This is a genomic window from Nostoc sp. PA-18-2419 (assembly GCF_005869855.1).
Taxonomy (GTDB): Bacteria; Cyanobacteriota; Cyanobacteriia; order Cyanobacteriales; family Nostocaceae; genus Nostoc.
Map to the genome: position 1 here is coordinate 97817 of NZ_SZNH01000018.1, position 13111 is coordinate 110927.

10 protein-coding genes are annotated in these 13111 nt (G+C 42.9%); 7 read left to right on the forward strand and 3 right to left on the reverse strand.

Annotation, left to right across the window (positions count from 1 at the left end; all coding sequences use genetic code 11):
- Positions 1-289: 289 nt before the first annotated feature.
- A complete protein-coding gene (locus FCR06_RS19085; RefSeq protein WP_138502516.1) occupies positions 290-1906 on the forward strand; it encodes a flavin monoamine oxidase family protein in 1617 nt (538 codons plus the stop codon).
- Here the strand turns inward: FCR06_RS19085 and FCR06_RS32800 are convergent.
- On the reverse strand, positions 1900-2073 hold the full coding sequence (locus FCR06_RS32800; protein WP_189523487.1) for a hypothetical protein: 174 nt from the start codon (positions 2071-2073) through the stop codon (positions 1900-1902). The two genes, FCR06_RS19085 and FCR06_RS32800, sit on opposite strands and share 7 nt — an antisense overlap.
- A 203-nt stretch (positions 2074-2276) precedes the next feature.
- Between FCR06_RS32800 and FCR06_RS19090 the strand changes: the two genes are divergently transcribed.
- The 5 genes from FCR06_RS19090 (at position 2277) to FCR06_RS19110 (ending at position 11161) form a co-directional block, all read left to right on the forward strand.
- Positions 2277-3281 carry a helix-turn-helix transcriptional regulator gene (locus tag FCR06_RS19090; protein WP_189523488.1) on the forward strand — a complete coding sequence of 335 codons (1005 nt, stop codon included), beginning with the start codon at positions 2277-2279 and terminating at the stop codon, positions 3279-3281.
- Between the two features lie 155 nt (positions 3282-3436).
- A complete protein-coding gene (locus FCR06_RS19095; protein WP_138502469.1) occupies positions 3437-6061 on the forward strand; it encodes a TonB-dependent siderophore receptor in 2625 nt (874 codons plus the stop codon).
- Between the two features lie 855 nt (positions 6062-6916).
- Positions 6917-7900, forward strand: a complete 984-nt coding sequence (locus FCR06_RS19100; protein ID WP_138502471.1) for a helix-turn-helix domain-containing protein — start codon at positions 6917-6919, stop codon at positions 7898-7900.
- A gap of 118 nt (positions 7901-8018) precedes the next feature.
- Positions 8019-10709: a TonB-dependent siderophore receptor gene (locus tag FCR06_RS19105; RefSeq protein ID WP_138502473.1), complete on the forward strand. Its 2691-nt coding sequence runs from the start codon at positions 8019-8021 to the stop codon at positions 10707-10709.
- Positions 10710-10942: 233 nt separating this feature from the next.
- Complete coding sequence (locus FCR06_RS19110; RefSeq protein WP_138502475.1) at positions 10943-11161, forward strand: hypothetical protein; 219 nt, start codon at positions 10943-10945, stop codon at positions 11159-11161.
- 12 nt (positions 11162-11173) lie between these two features.
- Here FCR06_RS19110 and FCR06_RS33640 read toward each other — a convergent pair whose 3' ends face one another.
- Positions 11174-11314, reverse strand: a complete 141-nt coding sequence (locus tag FCR06_RS33640; protein WP_223280198.1) for a hypothetical protein — start codon at positions 11312-11314, stop codon at positions 11174-11176.
- 131 nt (positions 11315-11445) lie between these two features.
- Between FCR06_RS33640 and FCR06_RS19115 the strand changes: the two genes are divergently transcribed.
- Positions 11446-12600, forward strand: coding sequence for a PepSY-associated TM helix domain-containing protein (locus FCR06_RS19115; protein ID WP_138502477.1), 1155 nt, complete (start codon positions 11446-11448; stop codon positions 12598-12600).
- A gap of 84 nt (positions 12601-12684) precedes the next feature.
- Here FCR06_RS19115 and FCR06_RS19120 read toward each other — a convergent pair whose 3' ends face one another.
- A complete protein-coding gene (locus tag FCR06_RS19120) occupies positions 12685-12924 on the reverse strand; it encodes a hypothetical protein (protein ID WP_138502479.1) in 240 nt (79 codons plus the stop codon).
- Between the last annotated feature and the right edge of the window lie 187 nt (positions 12925-13111).

The following is a 13111-nucleotide window of genomic DNA, read 5'->3' on the forward strand; positions in this document are numbered from 1 at the left end:
TAAAAAAAACTAGAGCAGCAAAACTGGCTAGAGAACTATACTTTCAAGATAAGCCAAGTAATTTTGAGGATTGCGAATCTTGGTGGAAAGCAGGGTATTGGGCAAATCGTAGATGATTTTTACAAACGTGTCAGCCAATATTACCAGACTACATCTTGACATTAATCGCTAAAACCCTTATCAAAATTACCTTACAGCCATTCTCAATTTTGTTCTGTAGGTAGTTTACTACTGGAAACAATTGTTGATACCATTTGTCGTGACCATCTACAAGATGAAGGCGCAGCCAATGGCGAGATCGGCACTGCTCGCATCGTTACGACAAGCTTACCAAATCACGATTTCATCTGGAGATACGGGAATTCCTGCCGATGAAATCGTTGATGTTCTCCAACACAAAACTACTCGTCGTCGCCTGCTATATGGGAGTTTGGGATTAGCAAGTGCGCTGGGTGCAGTAACATGGCATGGTGGAGGAAGTGACCCTACTACATACGCCACAATTCCAAAAGTATTGGTAGTAGGTGCTGGAATTGCTGGACTTGTTGCTGCATATCGCCTTTCTCAAGCTGGAGTACCTGTAGATATTGTTGAAGCAAGAAATCGGATCGGCGGTAGGATATATACACTACAAAATTTTGCAGATACTTCTATACCTGTAGATTTAGGTGGAGAATTTATCGACACCAAMCATAAGAGCTTGCGTTCTTTGGCACAAGAATTAGGTCTGGCGATTGCAGATTTGTACGCTGCTGATGAAGGTTTGATACAAGGAACACTCTATTTTCAAGGTCGTAAAATTTCTTATAAAGAAATTCTGCCATTGTTCATTCCACTAGCGCAGAAGATTAAGCAAGATTTGGCTGCCCTTGGCAATAAATCTGTACGGTATGACGCACATAATCAGGTTGCTGTTAAGTTAGATAATACCTCTATCACTGAGTATTTACAGCAAGCGGAAATCGATCCACTATTGAGTGAAATAATACAAGTCACTTACACTGGTTTATACGGGACAGAATCTACCGCGCAGTCTAGTTTAAATATGCTACTGTTCATCGGAACAGATACGAGTAACTTCCAGATTCTGGGGGAGAGTGATGAGCGTTATCAAATTGTTGGGGGAAATGACCAAATCCCGCGTGCCTTAGCGCGATATTTGATAAATTCAATTGAAACAGGGACTCAATTAGAAGCGATCGCAACTCGCAGTGATGGCAGCTACCGAGTTAGTTTACGTTCATCTCAAAGCTCTAGTGAGCGCATTTATGAGCGAATTTTGCTGGCACTGCCGTTTAGTACTCTGCGCCAAGTTGCACTAAATATAGAGTTACCAGTAGTGAAAAAGCAAGCGATCGCACAATTAGGTTATGGTAACAATGCCAAGCTAATTACTGCCTATCACAAACGCCTTTGGCGCACACGCTATGACTCCACAGCATTTGTTTCTACTGACTTAGATATTCAAAGTGTATGGGAAGCTTCTCGTTATCAAAGGAGTGCAAGTGGTGTACTTACCGACTTTACAGGCGGTGAAAAAAGTTTACCTGTTGGGCTAACTTCGGCTGAATCTCAAACTCAAAAACTGCTGTCACAATTAGAGAAGATTTTTCCAGGAATTAGTAGTGTCCACACAGGTCAACCTCTCACTGCCTATTGGCGCAGAGAACCCTATACAAGAGGCTCCTATGCTTGCTATCTGGTTGGACAGTGGACAACAATTGCAGGAGCCGAGCAACAACAAGTGAGCAATCTATTTTTTGCTGGCGAACATTGCTCTCAAAAATACCAAGGTTATATGGAAGGCGGTTGTAGAACCGGTGAAATTGCTGCGGCTCAAATTCTGCGTTCTCTGGGTCTGAAAAAGAGTGCTGCTTCCCTTGAGGTACGAATCACTGCTTATTGACAACTACGAATTTTTAAGCGCAGTTCTACTACTCCTTTTAGAGTTCTCACGCGTCGCAGATTGTTGTACTCATTCCACATTGGTTTACCGCAACTAGGACAATTCTGCCGCACGCATTCTAGTACTTCAGATGATGTCGCTTTTGGTTGAGGACTTTTTCTTGCCATTCATACACCACATATTCTCTGCGTTCCCTAGTTTACTTGAATATCTCACCTTCTCTAGCAAATGCCGCTCTAGAAAAAAAGAACCCAAAGAGCCTCCTGGGGGTGGGGTGTTAGGGGACTTTTGCAAGAGGTTTATATAGATATCACTTCAGACTCACTTCATGAGAAACTATTGCAAGTATTGCAATCGCTCAAGCCCAAAGATGACCATCTCCATTTCGCGGAATTTCTTCTGGGAAATCTATTTTGAAGATGAACCAACCAAACAACGCTACGATTCTTCAGACGAATTTGATATTCTTTGGCAGTATCCATCTCAGTTTGGTAAAGGATACAGCCGAATCATTGAGTTACGAGAGGGATTGGGACTACTGATTAACGACTACCGACTTGATGACCGCCTAGTTATAAAAGTCCCAGAACGTGCAGGCGATAACATACAGTACATCTTTCGTCTTTCAGGAAGCCATGAAATTTGGGATATTCATACAAGAAATCATCAAACAGGAGTAGCAGGACAGTATTTTTTCGGGGGTAGTGGCGCAGCTCCTAGCGAAATTTGTGCAATTTTACCAGAGCAACATCATCTGGCTGTGTCTGTTTGGATGGCACGAGAGCTATTTTGCTCATTTGCAGGCAATGTAGAGAGAGAAATTCCTTCAGCGTTAAAATGTCTCATTAGTCCAATAGAACAGTCCAATTGTAGCGGCAGTGGAACAACTACAGCAGCAATGCAAGATATTGTACAACAAATACTGCGCTGTCCCTATCAAGGAATGACTAAACGGATGTATCTAGAGAGCAAGGCGCTGGAGTTGATGACACTAATCGTTCAAGAGGAGTTGGAAATAAAAGAGGATAGGCACAATCCTACTCTATTAAAACTAGATGATGTTGATCGCATACATCTGGCGAGAAATATTTTGCTAAGAAATCTTGACAATCCACCATCGTTAATTGAGTTAGCAAAGCAAGCTGGAATTAATGAGCGCAAACTCAAAGAAGGCTTTCGTTTTTGCTTTGGCACAACGGTGTTTGGCTATTTACACAACTATCGCATGGAACAGGCGCGATCGCTTTTGGTGGCGGGGCAGTTGAGTGTTAAACAAGTTGCCCGGATTATTGGCTATGCAAGTCCAACTTCATTTCATGCTGCATTTCGCAAAAAATTTGGTATCAATCCTGGAGATTATTTGAAACGCTGCTGAACATTTGCGAAAAAAGTCCGGTTGCAAGAAGAAAAAGTCCTGCTCGAAGAAGACACACACATTAACAAAAACTCTATCCAAGGTAAGATTCTTGAGAAAGATTGTTGATTTTTCAAATTTTTCTCAATTTCTTGGATGTTAGGTGTGTAGGAGTGATGATAAATAAATTGCAACAAGTGGTGTTGATGGTAAGCACCTTGTTCGTGTTGGGTATTCAGGCTGGGTTAGCACAAACGCAACAGCAGAAATCTGCAAGTTCTAATATCCCTAGTATCCGCGATATCAAACTTCCACTCACTAGCGCCGAAATGTTAGTGCAGTCTCAAACTCCACAAAATCCTGCTTCGCAAGAGGGAAAACAGGGGAATGAAATTGTGCCAATAACGGGGGTGAAAGCCAATCCTACCGATAAAGGTGTAGAGGTGATTTTAGAGACACCTGTTGGTACTCAACTGCAAGTTACAAATCGCAGTACTGGTAATAATTTTATAGTCGATGTATCAGGTGGACAATTACGACTGCCTAGTGGTGAGGCTTTCACATTTCGTTCCGAAAAACCGCTTGCGGGAATTACACAAATAACAGTAATAAACCTTGATGTCAATACTGTGCGAGTGACAGTAGTGGGTGAGAAAGCTTTGCCCATAGTTGAATTATTTGATGATAATGCAGGTCTGGTTTTTGCAGTAGCAACTACAGCAACGGCAACTTCTCCACCACAGCCAACGCAAACACCACAAGCTAGTCAGCCAGAAAACCAGACACAACCAACTCAGCCATCAACAAGTAATGAGCCGATTGAGTTGGTGGTGACAGGTGAGCAAGACGGATACAATGCACCGGATGCATCAATTGCGACCAAAACAGATACTCCCCTGCGTGACATTCCTCAGTCGATTCAGGTAGTGCCGCAACAGGTGATTAAAGACCAGCAACTATTCCGCTTGGGTGATGTGTTAAAAAACGTACCAGGTGTGGTACAGTCAGGAAGCTCTCCGCGCAGCGTATTTGAGAGTTATTTGATTCGGGGTTTTAACAGTTCGGAAATCCTCAAAGACGGACTCTTAGATCGTTCGCTGGCTAATGGTGGCTACGAGTCTGTCACGATAGATCGCATCGAAGTTCTCAAAGGACCTGCCTCGGTTCTGTTTGGGCAAGGGTCACTGGGAGGTATTGTTAATATCGTCACGAAACAGCCATTGAGGGAACCCTACTATTTCCTAGAAAGCTCTGCGGGGAGTTTTAATTCTTATCGAGGGGCGATTGATCTGTCGGGTCCAGTTAATGCCGACAAAACGGTGCTGTATCGTTTAGGTGTTGCCGCCCGGACGACCGAAAGCTTTATTGATTTCTATCAACATCAATTCTACAACGTTTCACCTTCATTAAGCTGGCAAATTAATGACAGAGCCAAGCTTACCTTGGCAGCCCAGTATTACGAAGATAAAGGACCCTTCGATTACGGTCTTCCAGCAGATGGTACTGTGTTCCCAAATCCTAACGGTAAGATTCCGCGCAATCGCTTCCGGGGTGAACCTTCAGTTGACGATAGCGATACTCGCATCTATCGAATTGGTTATAACTTTGAGTACCGCTTTAGCGACAACTGGCAAGTACGTAGCGCCTTGCAAACCTCATTTGAGCGTCTAGATAGAGAAGCTGTTTTTGGCAACCTTGCAGCAAATAAACGTACCTTCACTCGAAGTTACGGCGAACAGAACTTCAATGATCGCATCTACAATTTCGATACTTATATTGTTGGCAAGTTCGCTACTGGCAGTATTCAACATCAACTGGTCACAGGATTAAATCTATCGAGACAGGATACCTTTGCCACCAATTTCAATCGCGCGATCGCTTCACTGGATCTATTCAACCCCCAGTACGGCAGCAGACCAACCGGACCTGCTTTTAGTCCCTTGAACTATCGCATCAGGAACGACGCACTAGGTATTTATCTGCAAGATCAAATCACATTGGCAGACAACCTCAAGGTACTGTTGGGTGGACGCTTCGACATTGCCAGTAATGATTATCGTCGATTAGACACTGTGCTTGGTGGCTTCCGACAAGATGAGGCATTTAGTCCCAGAGTTGGCATTGTCTATCAACCGATAAAAGCTATTTCGCTCTACGCCAGCTACGGCAAATCGTTCCTCCAAGCTTCAACCACAGCCCGAGCTCAAGCCGAACCTGAGCGTGGTACCCAATACGAAGTGGGCGTCAAGGCAGATTTGAGTAGCCGTCTGGCGGCGACTCTGGCATTCTATGACCTGACTCGCACGAACTTGCCTACCCCAGATCCCAATAACCCATTGCTCTCTATCCTAGTGGGAGAACAGCGCAGCAGGGGGATTGAGTTTGATATTTCTGGCGAAATTTTGCCGGGATGGAACGTCATTACTGGCTATGCTTACACTGATGCCGAAGTTACCAAAGACAATACACCTATAGTGGGCAATCAAATCAATAATGTTCCGAAACACAGCTTCAACCTGTGGACAACCTACGAAATTCAATCTGGTGCCCTACAAGGATTCGGGGCTGGTTTGGGATTTTACTTTGTGGGAGACAGACAGGGCGATTTAGGCAACACGTTTCAAATACCGAGCTACTTTCGCACCGATGCTGCTCTATTCTACAAACGTGGACAAGTCCGCGCTGGGCTGAATTTCAAGAATTTGTTTGACATTGATTATTTTGACTCTGCTGCGTTTCGCGATCGCGTTTTCTATGGGGATCCGTTTACGGTGCAGGGCACAATTTCTTGGGAGTTTTGACACACACAGCTATCTGAAATTTTAGGCAATACTCTTTGGGTCACTTCTCTACTTTAAGCTGTAGGCTTTACGCGATCGCATCATCTAAAATGAGGCAACACATTCAAACCACCAAACCCTGATATAGCTTTCTTAATCACGAATTACTAATTGACAAAAGCACAGACGCTTCCTCGGCTTGTCAATAGACATTGCCTCACACCGACTTTATGAGAAACTATTGCAAATATTGCGTTCACGAAGTGACTCGAAAGAGTATCGCTGAAGCTCAAAGATGACCATCACCATTTCGCGGAATCTCTTTTGGGATGTCTATTTTGAAGTTGAACAAACCAAACAACGCTACGATCCTTTTTAAGGGCAACAATTACAACTGGTAAATCGCAGTGCTGGTAATAGCTTTATTGTAGATGTTCCCAATGCTCAATTACGGTTGCCTAGTGGCGATGCATTCACATTTCGCTCAGAAAAACCAATAGCGGGTATTACATAGATAAGTGAATCTCGTGACGCTTTTGCAGGCGCTCCTTTTTCCGTCATTGGTTCTATCTCATTTACATTCTGAGCATTTCGAGTTGAAGTGTTCCAATCATCCCGGCGATGCCTGCGGCGGGCTACGCATCATGTCAAAAGCACTCACTGACTATTCGTCTTAGGCAGAGAAAATAATCTGAATTTGCAGCGATCGCTCAAATTCCTGTATTCTCATACATAGAGTTAGATACAAATGTCATATTTTTAACGCAGCAATTTTTTTGCTATTTGCATTTTTCACAGGATTTTGTTAAAGCTAAATCGCGGTAAAATTATTGCTATATATTCGCATTAATTTTGAAGATATATTAGTCGCTAACTATGACAATTATCCTCACGCCAGAACAAGAAACAGAACTTTGGACAGAAGCTCAACAAGATAGTCAGCAGCACCCATTAGAACCATTTGAATCCTATTGTCAAATACCCAAACAACTAGGCAAAGGATATGTGCGAAGCATAGAAGTGCATCCTCAAGTGTGGCTGGGCATTGGTAAGCGCGAATACTACGATCGCATACTGGAATCAGGCTGTGAATGCGTTCACCCTTTGGAATTTGGTGTTCGCCTTTGTGGAACAATTACAGATGAATATGGTGGGCAAGTAGGAGAAGGATACACGTTTATTTCTGGTGGTGGCATTCAAAGAAGCATGACTTATTTATATTCACAATCAGGTATGGGTGTCGGCTTTAGTATGCCTCCAGAGTTGTTGGCAACCTTTTTCCCAACAATCGATGGAGAAATTTTACCGGAACTACGTTTTTTGACAAAAACTAATGAGTGGCAGACATTGCTTTATCCAAAAACCACGACCGCAATCCAGACAGTAGCACAGCAAATTGTCAACTGTCCTTACTATGGCATGACGAAGCGCTTGTATTTACAAGGTAAAGTCATAGAGTTGATGGCACTGCAACTTGCTCCTTTTTTAGCTGAACAATCTGGAGTGCAACCATCGCCAAGATTAAGGAATGCAACGATCGCTCGCATTCACCATGCTAGAGAAATTTTGCTCTCTCGTCTGGAAAACCCACCATCAATACTAGAATTGTCGCAAATGGTGGGGGTTAGCTCACGCACTCTCAAACGCGGATTTCGAGAATTATTTGGCACAACCGTACTTGGCTGTTTATTAAATAAACGTATGGAGCAAGCACAGCAATGCTTACGTTCTGGCAATTATACTGTGGCACAAGTCGCTAATTTACTAGGTTACTCAAATCCGGCACACTTTGCGACTGCGTTTAAACGCCAATTTGGCATCGCACCTAGCGAATGTTTGTTGGGTAAAAAGTCCCTTTAGCGAAGATGATGCCCTTTTTGGGTAGACACGAAAGTGCGAATCTCTATACAATACCCTCCAGTCTAATTAACAACTCTTGTCATTTAATTAGAGTTGGTTTGGTGGAGTGTGAGGAATAATGAGAATTGAGCGATCGCCATCTAATACTTGGCTGTGGTTAGTAATGATTTTTCTGCCGTTGTTGATGGCACAATCTGTGCAAGCACAAGTCAAACAAAATCAGCCAACAGCAATCAACACTGGGGAAAGTTTCAAAGCGACTGCCGATTCTTCTACTAACAGAAAAATTAGGCGACTAAGCGAGATTGAACGCCCAGCCACCGATGCTAGTAGATTGCTTTCTCAATCGTCAACCCCACAAGCAATACCTGCATCAGCAATTGTGCAAGTAACAGGGGTGAAGGCAAATTCCACTGATAAAGGTGTGGAGGTGATTTTACAAACAACTAAGGGGCAACAGTTAGAAGTTACGAATCGCAGTGCTGGTAATAATTTTATTGCAGATATTCCTAATGCCCAGTTGCGTTTACCTAGTGGTGAGGCATTTATATTCCGTTCCGAAAAACCACTTGCGGGAATTACTGAAATTACAGTAACAAATTTTGATGCTAATACCATCCGGGTAACGGCGATCGGTGAGGCAAGCTCACCAACAGTCGAGTTATTTGACAGTGATGAAGGTCTTATCTTCGGGTTGACAACTGCTGCATCTACTGCACACCAGCTACCCCAAACACAACCAACACCCTCACAAGAACAACCAGCGAACCAAACGCAACCAGAGGAACCAATTGAGTTGGTTGTAACGGGTGAGCAAGATGGGTATCGCGTGCCTGATGCCTCGACTGCTACAAGAACTGATACGCCTATCCGCGATATTCCCGCCTCAATTCAAGTCATCCCGCGACAAGTGTTAAAGGATCAACAAATTACACAAGTTCGAGAAGCAGTTTCTAACGTTAGTGGAATAACTGCTGGGCCCGGTGGTTCTCAAACTACGTTTGGTGAAAGTTTCATTTTACGAGGATTTGCGGACTCCTCTGATTCTAGTACTTTTGTTGATGGTTTTAATAGGAATAACATCCTTAGTCGCAGTCTGGATTTAGCAAACATTGAACAACTTGAAGTTCTTAAAGGGCCAGCATCTGTCCTTTACGGGCTAGGCGATCCGGGGGGGATTATTAATATTGTAACTAAGCAACCTCTTGCAACTCCTTATTACGCCGTTGAAGGAACCATTGGTAACTTTGATTTTTACCGTCCCACATTGGATCTTTCTGGCCCCTTAAATATCGACAAAACGATTCGCTATCGCTTGAATATGGCGTATGAAAACTCTGGTAGCTTTGTGGACTTTGTAAAAACAAAGCAGGCATTCATCGCACCTGTTATCAGTTTTGACTTGGGAAAGAATACTACCTTGGTTCTAGAAGGTGAGTATCTCAATACCTCCAAAGTAGAGTATATAGGTATTCCGGCCCTAGGTTCATTATTACCAAACCCCCTTGGCAGAGTTCCCCGCTCTCGGTTTGTCGATGATCCAGATTTGAAATTGGAACGGGATTTTATAGGACTTGGATACCGTTTACAACACAAATTCAGTGACAATTGGTCAATTCGCAATGCATTTAGAGCAGAGCTTGAAGATTATGATGAGGCGTTTGCCTATAATTTAGGGCTACGAGTAGATAATCGAACAATTGATCGTAATGCCAGATTTGATCAAGCTAAGTCACGGAATTACAATGTACAAACTGATGTAATTGGCAAGATTCAAACTGGCATCGTTAAGCAGGATTTGCTATTTGGCTTGGAATTAAGTAGAACTGATTTCACCCGAAAGATATTTAATCCAACGCCCAATTTGCCACCCATCGATTTCTTTAACCCAAATTATGACCGACCTGCAATTCAATTTGATACGAAAGCTTATGATGAAAAAAGTCCTCAAAATTTTATTGGTGTCTATACCCAGGATTTGATCTCAATTGGAGATAAGTTAAAGGTTTTGCTAGGTGGACGCTTTGATTTTGTAGAATCCTCCTATGAGGAAACAGTAAATGCTATCTCACGCGATCAACAAGATACTGCCTTCAGCCCTCGTATTGGGATTGTTTACCAACCCATTCAACCAGTCTCTTTATACGCCAGCTATAGCCGCTCATTTCAACCCTCTCCTGCTTTCTCCAGAAATGCCGATGATACTACATTTGAGCCAACTAAGGGTGAATCATTTGAAGTCGGGGTGAAGAGTGACTTTTTCGATGGCAAACTGTCTGCAACGCTAGCAGCTTACCAAATTACCAAGCAAAATATTATCGTCAACGATCCAGCTAATCCAGGATTTAGCCTTCAGGTTGGCGAACAACGCTCTCGAGGGATTGAACTAGATGTCGCTGGTGAAATTTTGCCAGGATGGAAAATCATTGCCAATTATGCCTATATTGATCCGGAAATCACTGAAGATACCAACCCAGAGTACAAGGGGAATGAACCGAGTAATGTTGCCCGAAATAGTGCTTCTTTATGGACAACCTATGAACTTCAAACTGGAGGTTGGAAAGGGTTGGGATTTGGGGGTGGAGTCACTTTTGTGGGCGACAGACAGGGTGATTTAGAAAATACATTCACGTTACCCAGCTATGTGCGAACCGATGCAGCACTTTATTACCGCCGTGACAATTGGCGAGTAGGACTGAATATCAAGAACTTATTTGATGTTTACTACTTTGAAAGCGCCGATAGTTTAGACAGTGTATATCCTGCCGCACCGTTTACAGTTTTGGGAACAGTTTCAGTACAGTTTTAAGAAGGCTAGTAGTTCACCAGGCAAATATTGACAGGTGTAGGATAGGAAAAAAGGAAAGGTGGCTTTACGCTGGTCTACACAGTGGATCAAATCATTCAGGGTTGCCCAAATGGATTGAAGATAATGCCCTTTTTGGGTAGACACACAAGCGAGAATCGCTATACAATACCACCCAGTCTTATTAATAACTCTTGTCATTTAATTAGAGTTGGTTTGGTGGAGTGTGAGGAATAATGAGAATTGAGCGATCGCCATCTAATACTTGGCTGTGGTTAGTAATGATCTTTCTGCCGTTGTTGATGGCACAATCTGTACAAGCACAGGTTAAGCACAATCAACCAACAGCAATCAACAGTGAGGAAAGTTTCAAAACGACTGCTGATTCTTCCACTAATACTTACCAATACCGACAACCCCACACCACATCCTGTCCCTTTTTCCAGATGAGGTGAAAAGTCAGGGAATCAGCTGGTGCAATTTGCAAGAATATTGGCATTGTCTTGGGTGATGCAACAGAATATGGTGCGAGGTTTGACGAAAAGCTGTTTCACATCTACATAACCAGCAACAATTACTAAAATCCCACAACTGGATGAGATTGACATCCGCTATCAGAGCAATTCTTTACAGATTCTTAAACTGACGAATTAGGAAGTATTTATTATGCTAAATTATGATTTATTGAGAATCTTTTCTAAGATACAAAACTGATTTCTCCAATTGCAGAGCATCTATCATGCAAGTAAAATCCTTTTATCATCTAGTGTTTACTCTACACCGCTATATTGGCTTAGTGGTAGGACTAATTGCAATTATTGTCGGCTTGACTGGTAGCTTATTAGTCTTCCACTCCGAAATTAGTAGCTTCGATCAGCAGCGTCAAATTGGGACAATCATACCTCAAGGAGAAATGCTGCCAGTTGAGCTTGTTCTCAACACTGTGAAAAAAAACTATGCCGATCAACCAGATGCACCAGTGCAGAGGATTTACCTGCCTTCAAAGCCAAATGAACCGATGAATGTTGTCTTGAAAACCAAACAAAACGAATGGACAGAAAACTACGTTAACCCTTACACAGGAAAGATTATCGGCAATAACTTAAAGCCAAGCTTTGTGCAAAAGTTTTATGAAATCGCCTACCCACTCCACTATGCTCTTTTAGGCGGTGACATTGGCTATAAGTTTGTGGGCATCATTGGTTTTTTGATGTCTTTTATGAGTATTACAGGTATTATCCTCTGGCCTGGTTGGCGCAGATTGATATCTGGATTTAAAATCAAGTGGAATGCTCATCCTAAGCGAGCAAACTTTGATGTTCACAAAGTTGCTGGCGTCATTACAGCAGTATTTCTAATCTTCGCATTTTTCACGGGATTTTGCTGGAGCTTCTCTGAATTTGTCAACCCAATGATCTATGCAATCACTTTTAGCAAACAGCAAACCAATCCTGTATCTGTTCCCATTGCTGGTAAGTCTGCGCTTGAACTTACACAACAATTAAAAACCGCTCAGGCTGCTTTACCGGATGGAACACTTAGGAGAATTTATTTTCCAACTAAACCAGAAGAAACTTTAACAGTTGCTTTTAAACTTCCCCAAGAAACTGAAGACTATGGTCAAAGCAGTGTTTATCTTGACCAATACAGTGGTAAGGTATTGCGAGTCGATAGTTCTTTGCAGATGTCATTGGGCGATCGCATCCTCAACTCTTTTATTCCCCTACACTATGGTACATTCTGGGGACTACCATCTCGGACTTTCTACATTTTCGTCGGACTTGCACCGTTAATCTTGTTCATCACTGGCTTTGTCATGTGGTGGTATCGCTATAAAGGGAAAAATCGCTCCCCACAGACCAGGGAAATGCTGAAGTTAAGAGTAAAGAATTAGATTATCAATTGGCAATTTCGCCATATCCCCCAATTAGTTCCTGAGTTATTTTTTTTACACGTCATTGAATCGCTGACTCTTTAATTAACATTGAGCGATTATTTTGGCTGGGGCAAATGTTAATAATCGATTCATAACAGACCTCTTGCATAAATATTTTTTTGTCTGACGCAGAGGCGCACCCAAAGTCTGAGCACCGGCTTCCAACGCTCGCAGACTTGCTAACGCTGCGCTATCCGTAGACGCTTTGCGGTCAGGGGGTCGCAGTCTTGGCGGTTTCCGTCGATTGCGATCCCCCGAACCCGTAGGGCTTGCCGCAGGCATCAGAACTTTCCAAGACAGAAATGCACACAAGAGAACGCAAAGACGCACCACAGATATTATCGGCTAAGAATCACACAAGGACCGCCTAACTGGACAAAGTGAGAAATTTTGGATGGCATCTTCTATTGAGCTTCAAAAGCCTTACAAAAATCATCTGCATGGCAGGATAAAGCATCTGAACTAAACA